This is a genomic window from Kibdelosporangium banguiense, from assembly GCF_017876405.1.
GTDB lineage: Bacteria > Actinomycetota > Actinomycetes > Mycobacteriales > Pseudonocardiaceae > Kibdelosporangium > Kibdelosporangium banguiense.
In genome coordinates, this window is sequence record NZ_JAGINW010000001.1 from 11,853,111 (window position 1) to 11,874,978 (window position 21,868).

The 21,868-nt window shown below is 67.2% G+C and carries 23 protein-coding genes and 2 pseudogenes; 9 read left to right on the forward strand and 16 right to left on the reverse strand.

All coding sequences use genetic code 11. The features are described from left to right. Nucleotides 1-16: 16 nt before the first annotated feature. From JOF56_RS53090 to JOF56_RS53100, 3 genes are read right to left on the reverse strand one after another with little or no spacing between them, the layout of a single operon-like run. Nucleotides 17-2,266, reverse strand: coding sequence for a phage tail sheath C-terminal domain-containing protein (locus JOF56_RS53090; RefSeq protein WP_209647022.1), 2,250 nt, complete (start codon nt 2,264-2,266; stop codon nt 17-19). A gap of 18 nt (nt 2,267-2,284) precedes the next feature. Next, complete coding sequence (locus tag JOF56_RS53095; protein ID WP_209647023.1) at nt 2,285-2,962, reverse strand: carboxypeptidase regulatory-like domain-containing protein; 678 nt, start codon at nt 2,960-2,962, stop codon at nt 2,285-2,287. Next, a complete protein-coding gene (locus tag JOF56_RS53100; protein ID WP_209647024.1) occupies nt 2,959-3,537 on the reverse strand; it encodes a Pvc16 family protein in 579 nt (192 codons plus the stop codon). Before JOF56_RS53100 ends, JOF56_RS53095 begins: the two co-directional genes overlap by 4 nt. Before the next feature lie 153 nt (nt 3,538-3,690). Between JOF56_RS53100 and JOF56_RS53105 the strand changes: the two genes are divergently transcribed. Continuing rightward, a complete protein-coding gene (locus JOF56_RS53105; protein ID WP_307855686.1) occupies nt 3,691-3,906 on the forward strand; it encodes a hypothetical protein in 216 nt (71 codons plus the stop codon). 194 nt (nt 3,907-4,100) lie between these two features. Continuing rightward, on the forward strand, nt 4,101-4,829 hold the full coding sequence (locus JOF56_RS53110) for an AfsR/SARP family transcriptional regulator (RefSeq protein WP_209647025.1): 729 nt from the start codon (nt 4,101-4,103) through the stop codon (nt 4,827-4,829). 199 nt (nt 4,830-5,028) lie between these two features. On the opposite strand, the gene JOF56_RS53115 is transcribed toward JOF56_RS53110, so the two are convergent. Beyond that, nucleotides 5,029-5,448, reverse strand: a complete 420-nt coding sequence (locus tag JOF56_RS53115) for a YciI family protein (protein WP_209647026.1) — start codon at nt 5,446-5,448, stop codon at nt 5,029-5,031. 101 nt (nt 5,449-5,549) lie between these two features. Beyond that, nucleotides 5,550-5,969, reverse strand: coding sequence for an RrF2 family transcriptional regulator (locus tag JOF56_RS53120; protein WP_209647027.1), 420 nt, complete (start codon nt 5,967-5,969; stop codon nt 5,550-5,552). 141 nt (nt 5,970-6,110) lie between these two features. Between JOF56_RS53120 and JOF56_RS53125 the strand changes: the two genes are divergently transcribed. Then, entirely contained in the window at nt 6,111-7,328 is a 1,218-nt protein-coding gene (locus tag JOF56_RS53125; RefSeq protein WP_209647028.1) for a globin domain-containing protein, read from the forward strand. Between the two features lie 83 nt (nt 7,329-7,411). Here JOF56_RS53125 and JOF56_RS53130 read toward each other — a convergent pair whose 3' ends face one another. Continuing rightward, nucleotides 7,412-7,714 carry a hypothetical protein gene (locus JOF56_RS53130; RefSeq protein WP_209647029.1) on the reverse strand — a complete coding sequence of 101 codons (303 nt, stop codon included), beginning with the start codon at nt 7,712-7,714 and terminating at the stop codon, nt 7,412-7,414. Between the two features lie 23 nt (nt 7,715-7,737). Further along, the gene (locus tag JOF56_RS53135; protein WP_209647030.1) at nt 7,738-8,376 is read right to left on the reverse strand and encodes a DJ-1/PfpI family protein; all 639 of its coding nucleotides are present in this window, start codon (nt 8,374-8,376) and stop codon (nt 7,738-7,740) included. Between the two features lie 373 nt (nt 8,377-8,749). On the opposite strand from JOF56_RS53135, the pseudogene JOF56_RS53140 reads away from it, so the two are divergent. Beyond that, nucleotides 8,750-8,836, forward strand: a pseudogene (locus JOF56_RS53140) (dihydrofolate reductase family protein); the annotation flags it as partial. Between the two features lie 159 nt (nt 8,837-8,995). Here the strand turns inward: JOF56_RS53140 and JOF56_RS53145 are convergent. The 4 genes from JOF56_RS53145 to JOF56_RS53160 are packed head-to-tail and all read right to left on the reverse strand — an operon-like array spanning nt 8,996 to nt 13,200. Beyond that, entirely contained in the window at nt 8,996-9,961 is a 966-nt protein-coding gene (locus JOF56_RS53145) for an MBL fold metallo-hydrolase (RefSeq protein ID WP_209647031.1), read from the reverse strand. Beyond that, nucleotides 9,958-11,091, reverse strand: coding sequence for a histidinol-phosphate transaminase (gene hisC / locus JOF56_RS53150; RefSeq protein WP_209647032.1), 1,134 nt, complete (start codon nt 11,089-11,091; stop codon nt 9,958-9,960). The genes JOF56_RS53145 and hisC overlap by 4 nt, the downstream gene beginning before the upstream one ends. After that, complete coding sequence (locus JOF56_RS53155; protein ID WP_209647033.1) at nt 11,088-12,749, reverse strand: thiamine pyrophosphate-binding protein; 1,662 nt, start codon at nt 12,747-12,749, stop codon at nt 11,088-11,090. The genes hisC and JOF56_RS53155 overlap by 4 nt, the downstream gene beginning before the upstream one ends. A 52-nt stretch (nt 12,750-12,801) precedes the next feature. After that, nucleotides 12,802-13,200: a RidA family protein gene (locus JOF56_RS53160; protein WP_209647034.1), complete on the reverse strand. Its 399-nt coding sequence runs from the start codon at nt 13,198-13,200 to the stop codon at nt 12,802-12,804. Nucleotides 13,201-13,288: 88 nt separating this feature from the next. On the opposite strand from JOF56_RS53160, the gene pdxR reads away from it, so the two are divergent. After that, the gene (pdxR, locus tag JOF56_RS53165) at nt 13,289-14,731 is read left to right on the forward strand and encodes a MocR-like pyridoxine biosynthesis transcription factor PdxR (protein ID WP_209647035.1); all 1,443 of its coding nucleotides are present in this window, start codon (nt 13,289-13,291) and stop codon (nt 14,729-14,731) included. On the opposite strand, the gene JOF56_RS53170 is transcribed toward pdxR, so the two are convergent. After that, the gene (locus tag JOF56_RS53170; RefSeq protein WP_307855687.1) at nt 14,691-16,319 is read right to left on the reverse strand and encodes an FAD-dependent monooxygenase; all 1,629 of its coding nucleotides are present in this window, start codon (nt 16,317-16,319) and stop codon (nt 14,691-14,693) included. The two genes, pdxR and JOF56_RS53170, sit on opposite strands and share 41 nt — an antisense overlap. A gap of 135 nt (nt 16,320-16,454) precedes the next feature. Here JOF56_RS53170 and JOF56_RS59240 point away from each other — a divergent pair. After that, nucleotides 16,455-16,667, forward strand: a pseudogene (locus JOF56_RS59240) (fumarylacetoacetase); the annotation flags it as partial. A gap of 487 nt (nt 16,668-17,154) precedes the next feature. Here JOF56_RS59240 and JOF56_RS53175 read toward each other — a convergent pair. Next, the gene (locus JOF56_RS53175; RefSeq protein ID WP_209647037.1) at nt 17,155-17,748 is read right to left on the reverse strand and encodes a TetR family transcriptional regulator; all 594 of its coding nucleotides are present in this window, start codon (nt 17,746-17,748) and stop codon (nt 17,155-17,157) included. Nucleotides 17,749-17,845: 97 nt separating this feature from the next. Here JOF56_RS53175 and JOF56_RS53180 point away from each other — a divergent pair, with 97 nt between their 5' ends. Further along, on the forward strand, nt 17,846-18,808 hold the full coding sequence (locus JOF56_RS53180; protein ID WP_209647038.1) for an aldo/keto reductase: 963 nt from the start codon (nt 17,846-17,848) through the stop codon (nt 18,806-18,808). 147 nt (nt 18,809-18,955) lie between these two features. On the opposite strand, the gene JOF56_RS53185 is transcribed toward JOF56_RS53180, so the two are convergent. From JOF56_RS53185 to JOF56_RS53195, 3 genes are read right to left on the reverse strand one after another with little or no spacing between them, the layout of a single operon-like run. Then, nucleotides 18,956-19,267 carry a hypothetical protein gene (locus tag JOF56_RS53185; protein ID WP_209647039.1) on the reverse strand — a complete coding sequence of 104 codons (312 nt, stop codon included), beginning with the start codon at nt 19,265-19,267 and terminating at the stop codon, nt 18,956-18,958. Next, nucleotides 19,264-20,403: a putative T7SS-secreted protein gene (locus JOF56_RS53190; protein ID WP_209647040.1), complete on the reverse strand. Its 1,140-nt coding sequence runs from the start codon at nt 20,401-20,403 to the stop codon at nt 19,264-19,266. Before JOF56_RS53190 ends, JOF56_RS53185 begins: the two co-directional genes overlap by 4 nt. Then, nucleotides 20,400-20,693 carry a hypothetical protein gene (locus JOF56_RS53195; RefSeq protein ID WP_209647041.1) on the reverse strand — a complete coding sequence of 98 codons (294 nt, stop codon included), beginning with the start codon at nt 20,691-20,693 and terminating at the stop codon, nt 20,400-20,402. The genes JOF56_RS53190 and JOF56_RS53195 overlap by 4 nt, the downstream gene beginning before the upstream one ends. Before the next feature lie 118 nt (nt 20,694-20,811). Here JOF56_RS53195 and JOF56_RS53200 point away from each other — a divergent pair, with 118 nt between their 5' ends. Together JOF56_RS53200 and JOF56_RS53205 are read left to right on the forward strand one after the other, a co-directional pair. After that, nucleotides 20,812-21,171, forward strand: coding sequence for a putative universal stress family protein (locus JOF56_RS53200; RefSeq protein ID WP_245378783.1), 360 nt, complete (start codon nt 20,812-20,814; stop codon nt 21,169-21,171). Nucleotides 21,172-21,238: 67 nt separating this feature from the next. After that, on the forward strand, nt 21,239-21,865 hold the full coding sequence (locus JOF56_RS53205; RefSeq protein WP_209647042.1) for a VOC family protein: 627 nt from the start codon (nt 21,239-21,241) through the stop codon (nt 21,863-21,865). Nucleotides 21,866-21,868 lie beyond the last annotated feature (3 nt).

A 21,868-nucleotide genomic window follows, 5' to 3' on the forward strand; every position in this document is an offset into this window, starting at 1 on the left:
TGCCTCTCCTTAGGGTTCAGGCGAGCTGGGTCTCGCGGGTCTTCTGCTGGATCCGGAAGATCACGAACTCGGCCGGGAAGACCGGCGCGATGCCGATGACGCAGATGAGCCTGCCGTTGGCCAGGTCGTCCTCGGTCATCGTGGTGCGGTCGCAGGCGACGAAAAACGCCTCCTCGGCGGTCGTGCCGGCCAAGGCGCCGCTGCGCCAGACCGTGGTGAGGAAGTTCGTCACCGTCTGGCGCACCAGCGCCCACAGCGACTCGTCGTTGGGCTCGAACACCACCCACTGGGTGCCCTCGTCGATCGACTCCTCGACGAAGAGGAACAGCCTGCGGACGTTGATGTACTTCCACGAGCTGTCCGACGACAGCGTGCGTGCGCCCCATACCCGCTGGCCGAGGCCGGGGAAGAACCGCAAAGCGTTGATTCCCTTGGGGTTGAGCAGGTCCTGGTGGCGTTTGGTGACGTCCTGGGCGAGCCCGTCGACCGGCAGGATGCCCCTGATGACGACGTTCGCGGGTGCCTTGTGCACGCCCCGGTCCACGTCCGTGCGGGCGTAGATCCCGGCCATGTGCCCCGACGGTGGCACTTCGAGGTTGCCGTTGCCGAACGGGTCACGGGTGACCAGCCACGGGTAGTACAGCGCGGCGTACTTGGTGTCGAACGGTTCGCGGAAGGTCTGGATGCCTTCGATGTCCAGGCCGTCCTGCGGATCGAGGATGGCGAACCGGTCCTTGAGCAGCTCGCAGTGCGTGATCAACGCGGATTCGACTGTGCCGGACCAGATGCCGGGCACGGCGCAGACGGCCACCTCGTCGATGTCCTCCAGCGCGACGATGCCGGTGCGCTGCCCACTGCCGCCGTCCACGCCGACGAAGTCGTCCACGCTCAGCGTGTCGTAGGAGTCCACGCCGCCGTCCGCGAGTTTCAGCCAAGCACCGGACTTGGCCACCGGGAATTTCGCCGGATCGTCGGACAGTCCCGTCAACGCCTCCGCGCGTACCAGTTGCGACCGGCTCGCCAGCGTGTTCACCAGGGTGGACGGGCCTTCGCCGAGCAGCCGGAGGTTGCCGAACGTCTCGGTCACCGTGGTGCCGCCCGGATCGGTGAACCGGGTGTCGACCTGGGCCTCGACCAGGTAGAGCCGGTCGGTCTCCAGGACGTTCTGGGGAACGTCGGCGTCGAACGTGACGACGTCCAGCAGAACCGACCGCACACGCAGGACAAGCAGCGCGCCATCGTGGTCGAGTTGGACGACCGCACCCTCGTACAACCGGCTCGCGCCGCCGATCCGCAGTGTCTCTTGTGGACCGTTTGGGCTCGCGCTGCGGACCCGCCGGACCATGAGGTCCTTGGCCCACGCGGGATGTTGCGGCTCGGCGAGGGTCAAGGTGACTTTGCCGTTCGCGGGTGCGCTTGCCGTGACCTTGAAAACGCCCCGGCCGATCTGCACCCAGCCGTCACCCGCGACCAGCCCTGCGACCTCGGCCACCTCGACGGTCGGACTGTCCTTGTCCGCGGGCGCGGTGAGGCGTGTGGTGAACTGGGCGCCCTGCTGGGGATCGGCGAGCACCGGCAGAGTCGCGCCGACCATCGGCTGGACCCTGACCTGGACTTCCCTGCCCCATGAGCCTGGGCTGACGGCGGTGAACTTCAACGTCTCCGCCGGATCCCGTCTGACCTGGACATAGTCCCCGCGCGCTGACCTGACCCCGGCGGTCAGTGGGCCACTGAGTTCGATCTGGCGGCTGGAGGCGTTGTAACCGGCGATCGTCGGACTGTCGATCAGCTGGTTGTCGTCACCGCGGAGGATCTCGACGCGGTCGTTGCCCTTGAAACCGATCAGATGGCTCAGTTCCAGCGTCTTCGCGCCCGCGGCGGCATCCTTGACCACTTGACTCACCAGGCCATTGCCGAGCGCGCCGGTAGCGGCGGTCGCACCCTCGCTGACCACCCGCTTGACGTACAGGCGCTGGCCACCGTTGTCGAAGAAACCCTTGACCGCCAACGGGAACAGCCACCAGCGGCCGCCCTCGGTGGGATTGTTGGCCCACTTGTCGCGCACGGGCACGTCCGGCTCGGGCACAAAACCGCCGAAGGTGCGCTGGAACTCCAGAAAGTTCGTGACCAGCTTGGGTTTCCCGGCCGACGGGCCGCGAACGGTGACCCCGGCCATGCCCGCCGTGCTGGTGCTCACCCCCGCGATCGGCCGCGGCCCCGCGTCGATCTCCTCGACGTAGACCCCGGGGCTCAGATACTCGGGCATGGCTGGCTCCTCACTTCCTCACTGCTCAGGGATCTCGATGACTTGGCTGCGCCCGGCGTCCCGTGGCAGTCGTACGACCAGCTCCCCGGCCCGGCCGGGACGCTCGGTGGCCTGCAGCCGGAACGTCTCCTCGTCGGTTCTTTCGCCGTCCCACCGCAGGGCCAGCCGGAATGCCCCGGTGGGGTCGGTCAGCGTGCGTTCGAGCCAGGGCACCCGGTCGTGGAAGGTCTGTCCGCGCGCCTCGACCAGCGCGTTGGCCACCGGCGTCGTCGTGCCTGGCCTACGCACGAAACCGTGGACTGTGCGGATTCCTGGCGCGTAAGGGAAAGAAACGCCTGGCAGCAACCGGACAAGCCGCGGCTGGGTGGCCACGGCCGGTGGCGGCACCTGGAACTGGACGCCGATGACGTCGGCCGAGAACGGTTCGCCGTCCGCCGGATAAAGCGGCTGGTAACCGGTAGCGGTGAAGCGGGCCCGGTACCGAGGCCCGTCTGGCCGGCCCAGGCCCGGGTACGCGAAGCAGCCGCTGGGTGTCCGGATCGCCTCGATGTCCAGCGGCGACCAGACGTCGTCGTCCAGGCGGTCCAGTTGGATCTTCACGCCCGCGCTGCGGACACGCCTGGTGAAGTCGTCGAACGGCACGAACCAGGCCGGGCTGGCGAGCGTGGACCGCTCAAGCGGCATGAACGGGCTCATGGCGCGCTCGCCCCGTCGATGATCCGGTTCTGCACCGGCCGGACCGGGACCTCGGCCACCGCGTCCAGGTTGACCACCCGGACCTCGTAGTTCAGCGATATCCGGTAGGGCTTCTGAATCGCGTACCAGACCCAGGATTTCTGGTCCAGCGTCAGCGATGTCAGCGTGACGTGCAGCGAGTCCGTGCTGGCCGCGAGGCTGCCGGTCAGCTGCGTGCCGTCCAGGATCGCGTCGTCGTAGAACGTCTGCAGGGCCCGGCCGAGCATGCGGTGCTGGGTCTCGGGGTCACCGCCCCACGGCGTGATCAGATACCGCAGCAGCAAGGCCATCGGTGGCTTGCGAGTGGTCAGCGGATCGGGCGGCTGGGATCGCACCGGCGGCCGGTTGCGGGATGTCGGGTCCTCGCAGATCTCGTAGAGGAACACCGTGAGCTTGGGCGGCGGAGTCGTCACGGTCTCGGACAGGTCGTTGAGCTCCGCGGTCGGCGGCTCGGCCTGGCTCAGGCCGCGCAGCGCCTGTTTGAGGGTCTCCACGATGATCGTCGAGACATCGGCGATGACGCCGAAGTCACCCATGCGATTCCTCCCCGCTGCGCGTTGCCCACGCGTTGAGCGGAAAGGGTGGCAGGGCCCGCGTTCCCGGCCCGCGTTTGAAGCGTCACGACAGCGTCACCGGCCCGTTCTCCCCTGCCGGGATGACGTAATACGACACACGCCGACAACGCCCGGGTGACGATCGATACGGCATTGTTCTCCTTTGTGGATGCCCCTTCGGAGCGCACCGGGACTCTGATACTCAGGGTCTGGGTCGAGGACGGCCTGCGCGTGCGAATTCTGCGGGCAATCGGTCCGCACAAGGCGCCCCCGATAGCCGTGACCAGCGTCGAAGACGTCCACACCGTCGTGCAGAACTGGCTGGAAGAGCTGCTGGGGCCGGGCGGGTGACGCTGTCGTGACGCCCCGGTGACGGCACGGGCATAGGGTTCCGGTGTATCCAGACAGATTCGTATACGGGCGATATTCGCTGGTGGTCCCTACGATTAGTCGAAGTCTCACACACGATCATGAATTGCTCGTAATATGGCAACGAGGGATTTCGACTGACGGATCACTGACGCCGACATCGCCCGGGGGGACCGATGAGCGCAGAAGTCGAACAGGTCATCACGGTGCGACTGCTCAAAGGGTTCGCACTGTCGGTGGGCCAGAGCCGCGTCCCGATCGCGTGGAGCGCGCAACGGCTCGTGGCCTTCCTAGCGCTGCAGGACAGACCGAGAACCCGCGCCTACGTGGCCAGCATGCTCTGGCCGGAGAACACAATGGCGCGGGCCAACGCCAATCTCAGATCCTCACTCTGGCGCACATCCCGCACAGGCCACCACGTCATCGAAGCGTCGGCGCAGGAGATGGCAATCGCCAACAACATCAACGTCGACATCCACGACGCGGTGAGCCGTGCCCACCGCCTGCTCGACACCACCTGCCGATGCGACGACATCCTCAACACCCAGACACGAGCAGACCTCTCAGCGGACCTGCTGCCCGACTGGTCCGACAACGACTGGGTACTGATCGAACAAGAGCAATACCACCAACTCCGCCTGCACGCCCTGGAAGCAATGTCCGAGCGCCTGACAGCAGCCGGCCGTCACGGCGAGGCCGTCGCCGCCGGTCTCGCCGCCGTCCGCGCAGAACCATTGCGCGAGAGCGCACACCGCGTCCTCGTCAACGCCCACCTCGCCGCCGGCAACCAAGGCTCAGCATTGCGCCAGTACGAACAATGCCGCCGCATACTCCTCGAAGAACTGGGCCTCGAACCCTCCGAGAAACTCAAAAACCTGCTCCCCCAATCCATCGCGGCCCGATAATCGCGGTCACCGGTCGAGTGAACCGCTGATTCTGACTGCGGCGCAGAAGCGGAACGCGGCCGTCACGGATCACCACGGCGGCTGCGAAGACTAGGAAGATCCCGGACATGCGTCAAGATGCCAGCAATTACGGGTAATCATCGAAGGCCGCGACGCTTGCCACGGGACACGTGACAAGCGCCTGACGCTTTACGGCTGGTCAGAGCTGGCCGGTGGCCTCGCGCCACGCCCGCTCCTTTTTGATCCACTCGTTGTCCTGGGGGAACTCGTCGATTGTGGCGACCCGGCGGATCTCGGTCTTGAAGCCCGCGCCGGTGATCGGGGAGCGCTTGGCCCACTCGACCGCTTCCTGTTTCGACGCCACATTCAGGATGTAGAAGCCGCCGAACAGCTCCTTTGTCTCACCGTATGGCCCGTCGGTCACCAGCGGCGGCTCAGCCGAGTAGTCGACGACCACGCCTTCCGTCGCCTCGTCGAGGCCCTCCGCGGCGAGCAGGACCCCAGCCCGGATCATCTCCTGGTTGTACTTGCCGATGGTCTCCAGCATCTCGTCGAAGTCGATCTCGCCCATGCCGGCGAAGGCCTCGTCGGTGGCGCGCATGATCAGCATGTACTTCATCGTCCTGGCTCCCTGGATGTCTCCGGGTCCCGCTCGGACCCGCTCACCCTCAGGTCGAACGGGTCAGCCTCGGATCGACACCCCGGCCGAAAAGACTGCGATCAGGTCAGGGCCAGGAGCGTGGCGCCGGTCGGATCCGCCAGCAGGTCTCGTAGCAATACCTGGTCGAGGGACGCGAAGAAGGCCTCCTGGGCCGTACGCAGCGCGTTGCGCAACCGGCATGCGCTCCTGAGCGGGCACGGCGGGCCGTTGCAGTCGACGACCTCGCCTGGCCCTTCGAAGTGCCGGACGATCAGGCCGACCGAGAGTTCCAGGGTGGTCTCGGCGACGGTCAGACCGCCGCCACGGCCACGGCTTGTGCGTACCCATCCTTGATGCTGCAGGCGTTGCACGACCTTGGCGACGTGGTTGCGGGGCACGTTCAGTGATTGCGCCAGGCCGTCGATCGTCACCTGCTCGCGCCGGGCCGACGCCAGCATCAGGATCCGCAGGGCGATGTCCGTGGCTCTGCCGAGATGCATGCCCGTCAGCCTAGCTCAACAGGTACAGCATGTACTTGTTTTCAACGCACCGATGCCAGCGCAAGGCAATCATCGTCACATAACAAGTATCTGAGATACCTGTTTAAATGGAGTGGAACCCGCTCCCCCGAGGAGGTTGCGATGCTCTCCCACAGGTCTTTCACGGTGGTACAGGCCGCACTGCCCGCTGTCCGGGCCCACGCCATGGCGATCTCGACCGAGTTCTACCGATCCCTGTTCGCGGCGAGACCGGAGCTGCTGAACCTGTTCAACCGCGGCAATCAGGCCAACGGCGAACAGCAACAGGCACTCGCCGGCGCGGTCGCCGCCTACGCCGGTTATCTGGTGGGCGAACCCGTCCCGGCGATGGATGCGGTGGTGGACCGCATCGCGCACAAGCACGCGTCGCTGGGCATCCGGCCCGAACAGTACACAGTGGTCGGTCAACATCTGCTCGGCGCGATCGGCGAGGTGCTCGGCGAGGCTGCCACGCCTGAAGTCGTAGCCGCGATGGACGAGGTCTACTGGCTGTTCGCGGTCCGGTTGATCGCCGCGGAAACCAGGCTGTACCAGCAAACCGGCGTCGACCCGGCGAACCCACTGTCACCGTGGCGGGTCATCGGCCGCCGCGAGGAGGCCACAGACGTGGTCTCGTTGCTGCTCACGCCCATTTCGGGGACAGTGCCTCAGCACCTGCCCGGCCAATACGTGACCATCGAAGTGGATCTGCCCGACGGCACCCGGCAATCGCGTCAGTACACGTTGTCACAGGCCGCTGACTACGGCACCCTGCGCATCACTGTCCGCCGGGTCCGCGGCCACGACGGAAACCCGGACGGCACGGTTTCCAGTCTGCTGACCAGCAGCACCAAGGTCGGCGACGTCGTCAGAGTCAGCCATCCGTTCGGCGACGCGGTGCTGGGCGACGACACCGGTCCCCTGTTGTTGGCCAGTGCGGGCATCGGCGTCACACAGACCGCCGCACTGCTGGAACATGTGGCCCGCCACCAGCCTGACCGGCAGGTGACCGTGGTGCACGCCGAGCGCGAACCCGGCCGGCACGCGCTCGCGGACTATATCGGTCACTACGGCGCGCGGCTGGATTCCTTCCGCCACTTCACCTTCTACGACACCAATGCCCCGTCCGGCGATCAGCAAGGCCCGGTGCGGCCCGACGAGATCGAACTTCCATCCGATGTCACCGCGCACCTTTGCGGGCCGATCCCGTTCATGCGCGGCATCCGGGCGTCGCTGCTGGACCGTGGCGTGCCCGCGCACCGGATCCACTACGAGGTGTTCGGTCCCGACCTGTGGTCTCACTCGTTTCGTGTACAGGAAAGCCCGGCAACGACATCTTGATCACGGGTACCAACCCTCCCATTCCGGCCGACCGGGATGTCGGCTTCTTGTTCGAGAGTGCGCGTCCGGTGCACTGAGGGCGTTCAGTGCGGGCGGCGCCGGCCGGTGACTTTGGTCGAGGGCAGGCGGCCGGCTTTGGAGGTGCCGGTCATTGTGTCGCCGTCGAGGGTTACGTCGAACGTGAGGTTCAGGCGTAGTGGCTTGGTGATGGATTGCTTCCAGGTCAAGCGGTTCTCGTTGACGTCGATGTCCCGCAGGGGGATCTCCTCGCCTGTGCCGTGGGCGCGGCCGAGCCAGGTTCCGGCCTGGGTGTGCAGGTCGACCACGGCTTGGATCTTGCCGATGGGGGTGGCGATGGACAGGTCCCAGGTGCCTTCTGGATTCATGTGTGCGTCTTTCCTTTGTGGTGTCACAGGCTCGTGAGTACTGGGCCTTGGTTGCGCCAGACGATGCCACGGCGTTCGTGGGCGAACAGTTCCTCGACTGCGTGCGCGACCTGTGGCCCGATCTCGCGTTCCAACAGGTGCAGGGCCAAGTCCAGGCCGGATGTGACGCCTGCGCCGCTGACGAGGTCGCCGTCGTCGACGACGCGGGCGCGCACTGCGTGAGTGCCTGTGGCGTCGAGCATGTCGAGACCTAAGTGGTGGGTTGTGGCGTAGCGGCCTTCCAGCAGGCCTGCCATGGCCAGCACGAGCGACCCGCCGCAGACCGTCGCGACGGTCACCGATGGGTTGTCCATGGCATCTTTCAGCAACGCCGGCAGCGCGGTGGTCAGAGTCCGGCCCAGCAGCACCGGGATGTACTCGTCCTGCCGGTCGCCGGGGTCCTCGGTGAGGCCGGCAGCGCCAGGTACCAGGACGACGCCAACCCGAGCAGGGTCGAGCATTGCGTTGGCACGCAACGTCAATCCACCGGACCCGCTGACCACGTCACGCGCTCCCTCGGCGGAGACGAGTTCCACTGTCACCCCGCCTGCGTGCAGAACCTCAAAGGGCGCAATGACATCGAGCGGGTCGAAGCCGTCGAACAGGACGATCTGTGCGTGCATGTGTTGCCCCTCAAGCAAAACCGAATGAGTTCAGCCCCGACGTTAGCCCGCGCCCCGACAGGCGGACCAGTGGCGAAAATGCCACCCTTCAACGGGAAATCGCCACAGCCTGAAGAGGCACCGTGAACAGCCATCGCATCGCGGCCAAGCACAGCCGCATGAGGAATTCCCCAGGGGGACCCCTTGATTTCACGTTACTGGAGGGGTCTGACAGTTTCGGTGTCTGAGCAGGTCAGAGCATAGATCGGCGCCGCGACAGAGGTAGCGCCCGGTCATGACGGCGGGATCAGTCTTACGATCTAGGTTCCCTTAGGGAACTTGAGCTGCCCCGGTCACTGAGTCTCCTAAAGGAACCCATGGAAGGACCTCAAGAATGGGCAAGGTCATCAGCGGACTCGCGGTGTCGGTCGACGGGTACATCACCGGCCGCGATCCCGGTGCCGGGCGCGGACTAGGCGATGCACCGCGGGCTGCACCTGCTCGGCGAAGTCGTGGTTCGCCACTGTTCCTGGGAACAACGATGATGTGGTTCGCGCTCCGCACCTCATCCAACCGCAAGGGCAGGCGCGCATCGGCGCGCTGAAGCGGTATGCCTGTGCACAGTTCGCGACTGCGGCGGTCACTCTCCCTGCAGTTCGTCCCAGACCTCGCGGTCCCGCTCGGCGGTCCAGATGCGGGGCCAGTCGATGCCGTCGAGTTCGTCCCACACGCGGGACACGTCGAACGGCAGGCAGTGCTCGAAGATGGGCCAGGCTCCGAACTGCGGCGCCAGAGCCTTGTGGGTGGCTTCGAAGGCTTCCCTCAACGTTCCACTCCGTGCGTGCACGGCGCCGACCTCGTCCAGCATGGTGTTCAGGAACGACCGGGTCTGTTCGATCGCCTGGTTCACGGCTGTCCGGCCGCAGGTGACGCCGCCGCGGCCACCGATGAGCGTCTCGGCCCCGAAGGCCTTGACCCGGTCGAGCGTGGTTGTGGACCACTCGCGGTGGAAGGCGTCACCGGTGTAGAGCGCCGCCTGTGCCTCGACGAGATCCCCGGCGAACATGATCCTCTGCTGCGGCAGCCAGGCGACGATGTCGCCCGCGGTGTGGCCGCGGCCGCAGTGCTGCAGCGTGAGCTCGCCGCGGTCGCCGCCCAGATCGATGCTCACGCGGTCGGAGAAGACGACGTCCGGCCACGTGAGGCCGGGAATCGTCTCCGGCTGCTTGAACAGCCGGGGCATGCGGCCGAACTCGCTGGCCCAGTCCTGCTCCCCTCGTTCGGCGATCAGCCGGCGGGTGTTGTCGTGCGCGATGATCACCTCGGCGTCGAACGCGGCGGCACCGAGCACGCGCACCGCGTGGTAGTGCGACAGCACGAGGTACTTGACGGGCTTGTCGGTGTGTTGGCGCAGCAGGGACAGCCAGTCGTGCGCCGCGGCGGGCGTGGCGCGTGCCTCGAAGGCGACCAGGAAGTCCTCGCCCTCGACGGCACCGACGTTGGGGTCGCCCTCCGCGGTCAAGGCGTACACGCCGTCGGCGAGCACTTCGAGCGTCGCGGTCTTCTCCGTCAAGTCGGCTGATGAAGCAAATGCCTTGACCATCAACTACTCCTGCCTGGTGATGAATGCGTTGACAGCGAATGCGCCGGAGCACCCGCGAACTGGCGCGCGACAGTGATCAGGAGGTCGTTCGCTTCTGCCTCACCGATCGTGACCCGCACGCCCTCGTCTCCGAACTGGCGCACGGTCAGCCCGCACTTCTTCGCGAGTGCGGAGAACGCGTTGCTGCGCTCGGCGGTGCTCAGCCACACGAAGTTGCCCTGCGCATCGGGTACCTCCCAGCCGCAGTCTCTGAGGCCGGCGAGCACGCGGGCGCGTTCCGCGACGATGGCATCCACCCGCTGCTGCAGTTCCTCGCGGGCTGCAAGGCTCGCGAGGGCGGCCTGTTCGGCGAGCGAGTTCACGCCGAACGATGTCGCGGTGGTGCGCAACGCGGAGGCGACAGCCTCGTGAGCCACGGCATAACCGACGCGCAGCCCCGCCAACCCGTATGCCTTGGAGAATGTCCGAAGCAGCGCGACGTTGGGACGGTCGCGGTAGAGCCTCAGCCCGTTCGCGGCGTCCGGATCGGTGACGAACTCGGCATAGGCCTCATCGATGACCACCAGCACGTTCCTGGGCACGCGATCCAGGAACTCGCTCAGCTCGTCGTGCTTGATCGCCGGTCCGGTCGGATTGTTCGGCGTGCACAGCAGAATCACCCTGGTTCGGTCGGTGACCGCCCCGGCCATCGCATCGAGCCGGTGCCGGGCCTGGCCGTCGAGACCGATCTGCACCGAGCAGGCCCCGGCGATACCGGCGACGACCGGATACGCCTCGAACGACCGCCAGGCGTACAGGACCTCGTCGCCGGGATCGCACGTGGCCTGAATGATCTGGCCGAGTACGCCGACCGAGCCGGTGCCGGTCGCGATGTGCTCGATCGGCACGCCGAGGGTTCCGGCCAACGCCGTGCGCAAGCGCGTGACGTTGGCGTCTGGGTATCGGTTGATGGACGCGGCTGCCGTTCGCACGGCCTGCAGCACTGAGGGCAGGGGCGGGTAGGCGTTCTCGTTGGAGGAGACCTTGTAGCCGATGCGGCCATCGACGATCGGCGCCGGCCGACCGGCCTGGTACGAGGGGACGCCGGCCAGCGCGGGCCGCAGTCGCACCTGTGCTTCCTCCGCTCGGCTCATCGCATCCCTCCGACTGGTTCGCGATGGGTCCCGAGAGCGGAAGCCAGCCACGGCGCGACGACAGCTCGGGAGATCCGGCAATCCAGCAGCATCGGTCCGGCCCTGTGCGCCAGCCACGGCCGGATCGCCGCCAGGTCCGCTGGAGTTCGTACGGTGCCGGCGTGCCCGCCCATCGCCCGGAAGATCCCGGCGAAGTCCTGTTCAGGAAGCAGTGCGAGGTCCGAGTCGGGCCGCCCGGCGAAGTGGTGCATCTCCGCGCCGTAGGCGAGGTCGTTGAACACCACCACCAGCGCGGGGATTCGCTCGGCGAGGAGCGTGTCCAGTTCGCCGAGGCTCATCAGCAGTCCGCCGTCACCGACCATGCCGACCGGCAGGCGATCGGGGCGAGCGGTGGCGACGCCGACCAGGCTTCCGATCCCCATCCCGATCGTCTGGAACCCGTGCGGGTAGAGAAGGCTCGCCGGATCGATGACACTCATGTGCATGACCGGCCAGCCGGAGAAATGCCCGCCGTCCACCGTCACGCAGCGTTCCCTGGGCAGAATCTGGTCCAGCGCCACCACGAGAGCACGCGGGTCCATCAATCCGTCGTCAGCGACTGGCGGAAACGTCCGGTCCGGACCTGCGGCGAGAGCCTCGGCTGTGGCCCGGAACCTGCTCCTGTTCGGTCCGCACGCGCCGATGAGGTTGTCGCGCAAGGTATTGGCGAACGCCTGGGCGTCGGCGACGATGGCCAGGTCCGCTGGGCGGTGAGCTCCGATGGCGTCGGCACGGTCGTCGACGTGCAGGACGTTCGCGTCGTGGAACAGGCTGCGGTGCCTGGTGGTCCAGGAGTTGAGGCTCGCGCCCACCACGAGCACCACGTCGGCTGTGGAGAGGAGGTCCGCGGTGTCGGCGTCGCCGAATCCACCGCAGACGCCTGCCGACAGCGGATGGCCGGAGAACAGCCCGTTCGCCATGGCGGTGGTCGCGAGGACGGCGCCGAGATGCTGGGCGATCTCGGCCAGGGCCGGTCCGGCGCCGGCGAGGTGAGCTCCGCGGCCGGCGAGCACGCATGGCCGGTTTGCCTTCAACAGCAATGACGCCGCCGCTTCGACGTCGGCGGGCACGGGTGGCGCGGGCGACGACACCGCTGGTGCGACCGCTGGCACCGGCTTGGCCGCACTGTCGGGGTCGGTGTTGGCTTCGGGAGGAAAGCCGACGATGATCGGGCGGCGCTCTGCGATCGCACGTGCGGTCACCCGGCGAACGAACTCGTCCAGGTCGTCTGGTCGCACCCACCGCTCGTGTCCAGCGCTGGTGGCTGTGGCGAACGTGCGTTGATCAATTGATTGGTTGGACGAACGATCGCCCAAAGGGGTATCGGCGGCGAGCACAAGCATCGGGGTGGATGACTTGGCCGCTTCCACAATCGCGGTCATGGCGTGCGTCAGCCCTGGGCCCTGAGTGACGGTGACCAGTCCCACGGTTTGCGTCGTCCGCGCATACGAGTCCGCTGCCGCCGCGGCGTTCATCTCGTGCCGCAGCCCGACATAGCGGCCACCGTGCTCCCGGAAGACTCCGGCGAGCGCGAAGTTTCCTCCGCCCACCAGTCCGAACAACGTCTGGGCTCCTGTGGCGTGCAGCGCCGCCGCCAGGTTCTGCTGCAGTGCCGTCACCGGCATTCTCCTTTGAAACGGGTGTCGGCCTCCGGCCGCGTCCAGGGGTAGTTCAGGCGTCCAGCACTGCTACCGCGGAGATCTCGACCAGGAACTCGGGGCGGGCCAGGCCTGCCACGACGAGCAGGGTGCTGGTGGGGTTGACCGGGCCGGTCAAGTAGCGGCCGCGCACGTCGTTGATCGGTGCCGAGAACGCGCGGGCGGTCATGTAGGTCGTGGTGGAGACCAGTGCGTCGAACCCGGCTCCGGCGGCGGCGAGCACTTCGCGGATGTTGTCGAACACCTGGACCGTCTGGGCTTCGACGTCGTTCTCGCCGATGATCGCGCCGTCGCGCAGAGCGACCTGCCCGGAGATCCACAGCGTTGAACCGGCCTGGACGCCGATGGAGTAGTGGAACCTCTCGGCCGCGGCCCTGGGGAGCTTGTCGCTGTCGATGGTGCGCTTGGACACGTCGTACCTCTCGCTCGTCTCGGCGCCCCGGTCTGGCGCTCACAAGCCGAACGTAGACAGCAGGTGGTGCGGGTGATAGTCCAATACCGTGCCAGTAGAACAGACCAATGAGCCGCCGGAACTGCTCCTGCGGTTCGATGTGGGCACCCGTCCGCCAGGCATGCAGCAGCTGGTCAGGGCGTTGCGAGAGGCGATCCGTGCAGGGCGGCTGCTGCCGGGGGCCCGGCTTCCTGCCAGCCGGCTGCTCGCTCGTCAGCTCGGCTGCTCGAGGTGGGTCGTCGTGCAGGCGTACGAGCAGCTCATCGCGGAGGGATACCTCGACGCGCGAGTCGGTTCCGGAACCCGTGTTCACCAGCTCCCCGCAGCGTCCCCTGCTGCTGAGGAGGTGGCTGTCCAGGCACGCAGCTGGCGGTTCGACTTCCGGCCGGGCATCCCAGATCTCGCGCACTTCCCGCGTGCGGCGTGGCTGCGGGCGGTGCGCGCGTCGTTCCTGGCTGCGCCTACCGCCGATCTGGACTACGGCGATCTTGAGGGGCTGCCCGCGCTGCGCTCGGGGCTGGCCGACTACCTGGGCCGGGTCCGCGGAGTTCAGGCACAGGCCGGCGACATCTCCGTCACGACCGGCTCGGTCAACGCCCTGTCGTTGGTCGCTCGTGCGCTAACCGCGCGCGGTGTGACCCGGATCGGGGTTGAGAACCCGAGCTGGATCCCGCTGCGGGAGCCGCTGGCGGGCTCCGGCATCGAGACGGTCGCGCTGGCGGTGGACGGCGACGGCCTGGTAGTCGAGGACGTCGTTCGCTCCGGCGTGGGAGCTGTGCTCGTCACGCCGGTCCACCAGTTTCCGACCGGCACCGTGCTGAGCCCGGACCGACGGCGGCAACTCCTGGAATGGGCGGCGGAGCGGGACGCGCTCGTCGTCGAGGACGACTACGACTCCGAGTACCGCTATGACCGCACGCCGCTGGGAGCGATCCAAGGTGTCGCACCAGACCACGTCCTGTTGATCGGAACGGTCAGCAAGAGCCTCGCCCCGGCGCTGCGCCTGGGCTGGATGGTCGCGCCGCCCCGGCTGGCCGCGCACCTGAGACGAGCCCGCCAGTCGGTCGATGTCGGTGTGTCGGTGCTGACCCAGCTCGCTTTCGCCCGCTTCCTCGAGTCCGGGGCGTTCGAGCAGCACCTGCGCAGGATGCGCAAGGAGTACCACGGCCGCCGGACGTCGCTGGTTTCCGCGTTGGAGCAGCACTTCCCCGACTCGAGAGTTCACGGCATCGCGGGCGGCCTGCATCTGATGGTCGAGCTGGGAGTACCGGTATCGGGCGAGGAGATCGAACGGGCGTGTGACGCTCAGGGCATACGGCTTTATTCGTTGCACCGGTACTGCGCCGGGGAGGTTCCAGCGCAGTACTCGCAGAGCACGGTCGTCCTGGGGTTCGGCGGGATCCCGGCTCACCGGATGAACACGGCGATCGCCACGATGGCCGATCTGCTGCTCACACCGGCGGCGGGAACTCCGCGTCGAGCGCCGCGATGAGCCGGCCGGAGTCCGGCACGGTGGACGCGGCGACGTGCGCGTCCGGCCTGATCACCAGAACGCGGCCACCACCGTCGACGCACGGCTCCGGCCACCAGGTAGCGCGCAGGTCCTCGAAGACGTCCTGCACCTGCTGGTACCGGTGGTCCACGGCCAGGCAAGGCGTCGACGAGACGACCTGGAGGGCAGTGATCGGGTACGACACCGGGTATCGGTCCAACACCGCGGTCATCGCCTGCTCCACCGCAGCGGGATCGCGACCCGGGAAGCCCAGCAGCACGACACCTCGTCTGAGCAGCTGATCGAGCCGATCGACCTTCGGATCGGTGGTGCGCACCCTGGCATCGGGCACGGGGCGACCCACCACAGAAGCACCGGGTTCGGTCGCCTGCCCGGTGCCCAGCAGCTCCGTGGGATAGGTGGCCGGCTCGTAGAAGCGGCCGGAATCGACCCAGCGTCGCGCGAACCCGAACCGGCGGGCCAGAGCGAGCACGGCTGCCCGGCGTAGTCGTGCGGTCCGCGTCGGCGGGCACATGAACCGCGCAGTCGCCCCGGTGATCCGCTGGTTCTCGTCCGCGGCGTGCTCGCGCTCGGGCCCGTAGCGGTCGAGCAGGGCGACATCCGCGTGACCGCGGATGACCATCGCCAGCCGCCACGCCGCGTTCTCCGCGTCCGCGATTCCCGAGTTCATCCCGCGGGCGCCGTAGGGACTGGTCAAGTGCGCGGCGTCACCGACGAGCAGGCAACGGCCGCGGCGGAACTCGCGCGCCCGCAGTTGCTTGAATTTGTAGGTGGTCAACCACAGCAGCTCGTAGTCCGCATCACCCACCACCGAACGGATCCGTTGGTCGAGACGACCGCTGCGCTGCTCGTCCTCGGCGTCGACCTCGGGGCCGACCTGCCAGTCGATGTGCCATGTCGAGCCGGGCTGCGGATGGATGAGCACGGTGCGGCCGGGGTTGTACTCCGGGTCGAAGTGAAAGTGCCGTTCATCCGGGAACGGCAGGTCGGCGCGGATGTCGACGATGAGGAAGTTCTCCTCGAAGCCGAAACCCTCGAACGGCACACCGAGCAGCTTGCGCAGGGTGGACCGCGCGCCGTCGCAACCGACCAACCAGGAGGTGTCGAACTCCTCGACGCCCTCGCCGTCGTTCACTCGGACCGTCACCCGGTCACTGTGGTCGGTGAGGCCGACGAGCCGGGCGAGCGGCCGCAGCGTGATCAGTGGCTCCGCGCGGACCCGCTCGAGCAACAGCTCCTCGACACGGCGCTGGGACAGGTTCACGATCCGGGGCCACAACCCTTCCTCGTGCGGCACCACGGTCGTGGCCACCTCACGGCCGCGGATAAACGTCCTGCTCGTTCGCCACGCCACCCCTTCCCTGGCGATGCGCTCACCGACGCCGGTCGGTTCACAGACCGACATGACGTGGCCGGCGATCAGGACCGCCTTGGAGCCAGGCGACACCTCGTCCGAAAGCTGCGGATCCACAATGACGCTGGGCACGCCCCAGCGTGCGAGGAGCAGCGCGGTCGTCATTCCGACCGGACCGCGCCCGACAACGGTCACGGGGCTCTCCACGATCACCTCTTGACGCTCGGGGAGCCGCGCCGGCGCGACTCGCTCCCGGACGACGGTAGGAACCCGAGAGGTCTGTTACGCAGTCCATTTGATGCGATCCTGAACAGTCCAAACGCGCCGACAGGTGATTTAGCATGAAACTCCGGCCTGGACAAAAACCAGCGCGGGGCATTCATCGAACTCACCTGGGGTGGCAGCGAACCCGTCGAGGTCAACGGCGAAGAGCGCACGTTCCTGGTCGACGGCGACGAGGTTGTCATCACCGCCACGGCACCTGGTATCGGCGGCGGGCGCATCGGCTTCGGTGAGGTCCGGGGCACCGTCATTCCCGCCCTCGGCTCCGCAGAGGACTGACCCATGGACAAGGTGGTCACCCTCGACGGCATCGCCGACGGCGCGAGTCTCGCCGTCGGCGGGTTCGGGCTCTGCGGGATCCCGGCCTTCTACGCCCCTGCGGGGGTACCCAGGTCGCCGACGGAGGGTTTGCCGTGGCGCTACAACGCTGACGGCTCGGTGGCAGTCGCATCGCCGCGCAGGGAAGTCCGTGAATTCCAAGGTCCGCACGTATGTCCGAGAAGAGGCCGTCGTCACCGACTTCGCACTTGTCGCCAGGTAGGAGAAGTGTGCGAGGAGGTGTTGATAGCGTCGGGCCTCACTCATCTGTGTTGATCTGGTTGTCGGCGGTAACGCCGAACAGCTCACTTTTCATCTCGGCCTGGCAAAACAAACGGCGCCACCGAGGACGAGCCGAAAGAAGCCATCACACACCTGCCCTTCTGCGCAGACTGGCCCAAGGCCATGTCCGCGACGGCCCGTCGCCAAGCAGGTCTTCCGCGGCGGATCAGGCTTCTGGTGCGCCGCCCGCTGCTGGGAAGAGCCGTTCTACGGCCGCTACGACGGTCGCTCGCCGGGCCGCGGCGACGCCGGGGTCCTGTTCCGCGTCGAAGCCCGGTTGCCCGACCCACGAGGTGGCGATCTGGTTGACGAGGACGAGCACGTCGAGAGGTGCCCACCCGGCATTGATGAGGCCCGCCTCCTGGGCTTGCCGCACCTGCTCGACCTTGTGGGCGACGGTCTGGCGTATCGCCTCGTCCGGCGGCGAACCGGCGGAGCCCAGTTCCAACTGACCCCACTGCATGATGCGGTGGCGCTCGGGATGGGCCCTGAAGTAGTCGTGCACGCGACCGGCGTAGCCGGGCAGGTCGGCAGGGTCCATCCGGGTGGCTTCGGCGATCGCGGCCAGTTCCTGGGCGGAGATGACCCGGTAGAGGTCCTCCTTGCTGGCGAAGTGCGCGTAGACGCGTTCCTTGCTGGTCTTCGCGTTCTTGGCGATCCGGTCGATGCGGGCCCCCGCGATGCCGTGACGGGCGAACTCCGCCGTGGCCGCGGCCACGATCCGTTCGCGGGTCGAGTCGGTTCCGCGTGTGGGGGACATGCGACGAGACTAACAAACCGAACCGTTTGGTTTGACAGTCTGGGTCGCCGCTCGTACTGTCAAACCAAACGGTTCGGTTTGGCGAAAGGAACGCGTTGTGCACAGCAGGACACTCGGCACGCAAGGCTTGACGGTCTCCGCGATCGGATACGGCTCGATGGGTATCTCGATGGCCTACGGGCCTGGCGACGAGACGGAGGGCATCGCGGCAATTCGGCGCGCCCACGACCTCGGCGTCACCTTCTTCGATACCGCCGAGCTGTACGGGTGGGGCGAGAACGAGAGGGTGGTCGGGCGCGCGGTGGCCGGATTCCGCGACGAGGTCGTGATCGCGACCAAGTTCGGCTTCACCCGCGATTTCGGCTTCGACAGCCGCCCGGTCCACATCCGGGAGGTCGTCGACGCCAGCCTGCGCAACCTCCGGGTCGACCACATCGACGTCCTCTACCAGCACCGCGTGGATCCCGAGGTGCCCATCGAGGACGTCGCGGGTGCCGTCGGTGAGCTGGTCCACGCGGGCAAGGTGAAGTACCTCGGCCTCAGCGAGGCGGGCCCGCGGACAATCGCCCGTGCCCACGCCGTCCACCCGGTCTCGGTGCTGCAGACGGAATACTCGCTGTTCGAACGCGACGTCGAAAAGCTCTTCCCGACGCTCGAGGAACTGGGCATCGGGTTCGTCGCCTATTCGCCACTGGGCCGCGGCTTCATCACCGGCACCGCCAAGCCCGCGGGCCAGTACGACCTCACCGACTACCGCAACGTGGACCCGCGCTGGCAGCCGGGCAACTTCGAGCGCAACGTGGACGCCGTCGCCAGGCTCGCCGACCTGGCGTCCACAATGGACATTACGGTGTCGCAGCTGGCCCTGGCCTGGTTGCTCCACCAGCGCGACTACATCGTGCCGATCCCCGGTACCCGCAGCCCGGTGCGCGTCGAGGAGAACGCGGGCGCCGCCGAGATCACCCTCACCGAAGCGGACCTCGAAGCCATCCACGCCATCCTGCCTCACGGCGGGTTCGGTCCTCGCTACGAAGGACATTCCCTGCCGATGTGGGAGTGATCATGTCCGCTACATGAGACGTCAGCACTGGTGCCCGCGGAGACCCTCGAATCCGGATCTCGACGAAATACATCGGCGGCCCTTACTCACGCGACGAGCAGCGAGTCGTCGCGCTTATCAAGCCCGAGCGGCAAAGCGCGGGGTGAGCTATTCAGTGAGCAGGACGCGGAGATCGGTGAGCAGCGCACGCAGGTCAGCGCGAGTGAGGGTCGTGCACGTGCCGTTGTAGTCGTGCTCGATGGTGACTGTCTCGCCGTCGAGATGGAGATGGCAGACGTTGCCGGTGAACTGCCATGTGCGTTCGTGGCGGATGTGATGCTCGATCAGGCCGCGCATGGCATTGCTGGTGCCTATTTCGGACTCGAAGAAGTCGCCGAGGGCTGCCAGCTCCTGCGGGACGGACACCTGCAGTTCGTCGTCGACGACGGTGAAGTAGACGTGCGTCGTCGCGTTGCTCATGAGCGTTTCCGTCGCTTCCGCACACCACGAGGATACGCCGTTACGACGTCGCAGAGCCGGGGTTCTGCCGGGCCGCGCTTGAGCAGGCCCACGATCTGCACCCCTTGGTATTCCCCGCGGAACTGGCACTTGACGGGGTCGTAGCCGCCGTTGAGCATCGCGTCGCGGAAGGCGCCCCGCACAGCCTGCAGGACCTTGGCGCGCGACCAGGAGTCGGGGAAGAACGTACTTGTCTTGATCTTGTTCGGGGTCGTGCGCGGGCCGTTCACGCGGGCAACGTAGACGCCATGCGGGTCCGGTCCGTCGATGATCTCGGCGACCCGCAGCACGCCACGGTCAACGCCGCCTTCACGGTGGTGGTAACCAGTGTGTTCCTGCTTGCTTGGCCGGTAGTGGCCGTCGAAGATGTGCTGGCTCAGGCGTGGCGACAGACGGTCCAGACCGTCGGAACGCAACCGCTTGCGGATTGTCTTGATGGCGGTGGCCCAGCTTTGCAGGTCGTCGCGCAATGCCCTGGGGTCGAACAAGGTCCGGGGTTCTTGCGGGCTCACCACGGCACGCACCGCCAGATCGGCAGCCGGCGTCGGCTGCGAGATGGGCGGCAAGACCGGCAGCGGCGCGGGCATCAACTCGGCGGCCGTCTGGATCGTGCTCGCCGACTCGTTCCCGACCGTGTCGAGCATGGCGATTGCGCGGCGGTACGTACACAGGGCCAGTGCCTGCTGATCGACGCGGACTGGTCGCGGCTCGTCGGTGCCGGTGATGACGCCGGTGAGCTCGGCCTGCTCTGCCAGTGTCGGGCTCGGCGGTTCCGGCGAGCCGGGATCTTGCTTGTCTGCCAACGCGATCACCTCACCGGCTTGGCGTTGTGCCCATGCCAGGGCGGAGGCGTACGTGTCCAGCGCGACCGCGGCCTGGCCGTAGGAGTCGGCCATGGTCAGGAAACGCTTGGGCTGCTGCTCGAACTGGGCGTGGAACGCCTCGGCGGCTCTACCGGACCATCCGCCGTCGTCTATCGTACGGAAACCACGGCCGATTTCCTCGCAGGTGTGGGCCATCCGGTTGTAGGAATCGGCGAGCAGCCAGATCTCCCCCGGGTCGCCTGGTACCAGGTCCCTGGCGGTCTTCGGCGTCATGGCCCGATGCCCTTGAACCGGTCGGCGCCGCTCTCGTCCCCCTGTTGATAGGCCCTGACAGTGTCGGCGAGCCGATCGCGGATCGCCTCCGCCTCGGCGGTCAGCCGCCCCAGGCCGAGCTTCTCCTCGGCGGCGAACCTGTCGACCGCCTCGGCCAGCCGGCCGTGCCCGAACACGTCGGCACCCGGGACCTCACGGGGCGGACCAGCCAGTTCTCCGGCCAATCGGCCCACCCGGTCGCGTACCGCACTGAGAGCTTCAAGATCGACTGCAAACCCGTCCGAACTCACCCAGCCTCCCATCCAGGTCACTCACAGTGGCGAAAACTTTACCAATTCCGACAGCGGGTGTGCGCGATTTCCGGTCATGCCGGCACTGAACAGTGCCATTTGGACTACGGTGAAACTCATGACGCCGGGGCGAGTGCTGGTGATCGGTCTCGATCCAGCCAGGATCGAGGGCTGGGATCCCGAGCCGGTCCAGGCGGCTTTGAAACGCGGCCAGGCCCGTTTCGCCGATCACGGTATCGAGGCCGACTGGTGCCTGGTGGTACTCGACGAGAATCCCGAGGCAACGATCGTGGAAGCGTTGACCCGTCAGGATTACGCCTGTGTGGTGATCGGGGGCGGTATCCGCAAGCACGAGCCGTTGCTCGAGTTCTTCGAGAAGGTGGTCAACCTGGTCCGGCAGTACGCGCCCGGCGCAGCCATCGCCTTCAGCAGCACTCCCGAGGATCCGGCCGACGCCGCCCTGCGGTGGCTGCGGTAGCCGTCAGGACAGATCTGGTCAGGAATCAAGAAGCGCTGGTCACCGGGTCGCACCTAACGTCACTGCCATGACATTCATCGACACCATCACCCTCGAAGTGGCCGACCCCGCGGCCGCCGAACGCTTCTACAACACCGCTTTCGGGCTGGGCGCCCCGCTGCGGCTGCGCGCCTCGCAGGAGCCCGCCACGGGCTTCCGCGGATTCACCCTGTCACTCACGGTTTCCCAGCCGGCCGACGTCGACGCCCTGATCGACGCCGCCCTCGACGCCGGGGCTACCACTCTCAAGCCCGCCGCGAAATCGATGTGGGGCTACGGCGGCGCGGTGCAGGCCCCGGACGGGACGATCTGGAAGGTCGCGACCTCCAAGAAGAAGGACACCGGCCCGGCCACCAAACAGATCGACGACATCGTGCTCCTGCTGGGCGTCTCCGATGTGGCCGCGAGCAAGCAGTTCTACCTCGACCAGGGCCTGACCGTGGCGAAAAGCTTCGGCCGCATGTACGTCGAGTTCGCCAGCGGGTCGAGCCCGGTCAAACTGGCGCTGTACCGGCGCCGGGCGCTCGCCAAGGACGCCGGCGTCTCCCCCGACGGCACGGGATCGCACCGGATCGCGGTCGGCGGCGCTGCCGAGCCGTTCACCGATCCGGACGGATTCGCCTGGGAGACCACGTCCATCACCGCCGCACCCTGACAA

Coding starts and splice junctions, on each gene's coding strand:
- JOF56_RS53090 (WP_209647022.1), bottom strand. CDS start 2,266: ATGCCCGAGTATCTGAGCCCCGGGGTCTACGTCGAGGAGATCGACGCG.
- JOF56_RS53095 (WP_209647023.1), bottom strand. CDS start 2,962: ATGAGCCCGTTCATGCCGCTTGAGCGGTCCACGCTCGCCAGCCCGGCC.
- JOF56_RS53100 (WP_209647024.1), bottom strand. CDS start 3,537: ATGGGTGACTTCGGCGTCATCGCCGATGTCTCGACGATCATCGTGGAG.
- JOF56_RS53110 (WP_209647025.1), top strand. CDS start 4,101: ATGAGCGCAGAAGTCGAACAGGTCATCACGGTGCGACTGCTCAAAGGG.
- JOF56_RS53115 (WP_209647026.1), bottom strand. CDS start 5,448: ATGAAGTACATGCTGATCATGCGCGCCACCGACGAGGCCTTCGCCGGC.
- JOF56_RS53120 (WP_209647027.1), bottom strand. CDS start 5,969: ATGCATCTCGGCAGAGCCACGGACATCGCCCTGCGGATCCTGATGCTG.
- JOF56_RS53125 (WP_209647028.1), top strand. CDS start 6,111: ATGCTCTCCCACAGGTCTTTCACGGTGGTACAGGCCGCACTGCCCGCT.
- JOF56_RS53130 (WP_209647029.1), bottom strand. CDS start 7,714: ATGAATCCAGAAGGCACCTGGGACCTGTCCATCGCCACCCCCATCGGC.
- JOF56_RS53135 (WP_209647030.1), bottom strand. CDS start 8,376: ATGCACGCACAGATCGTCCTGTTCGACGGCTTCGACCCGCTCGATGTC.
- hisC (WP_209647032.1), bottom strand. CDS start 11,091: ATGAGCCGAGCGGAGGAAGCACAGGTGCGACTGCGGCCCGCGCTGGCC.
- JOF56_RS53175 (WP_209647037.1), bottom strand. CDS start 17,748: ATGTCCCCCACACGCGGAACCGACTCGACCCGCGAACGGATCGTGGCC.
- JOF56_RS53185 (WP_209647039.1), bottom strand. CDS start 19,267: ATGAGCAACGCGACGACGCACGTCTACTTCACCGTCGTCGACGACGAA.
- JOF56_RS53190 (WP_209647040.1), bottom strand. CDS start 20,403: ATGACGCCGAAGACCGCCAGGGACCTGGTACCAGGCGACCCGGGGGAG.
- JOF56_RS53200 (WP_245378783.1), top strand. CDS start 20,812: ATGACGCCGGGGCGAGTGCTGGTGATCGGTCTCGATCCAGCCAGGATC.
- JOF56_RS53205 (WP_209647042.1), top strand. CDS start 21,239: ATGACATTCATCGACACCATCACCCTCGAAGTGGCCGACCCCGCGGCC.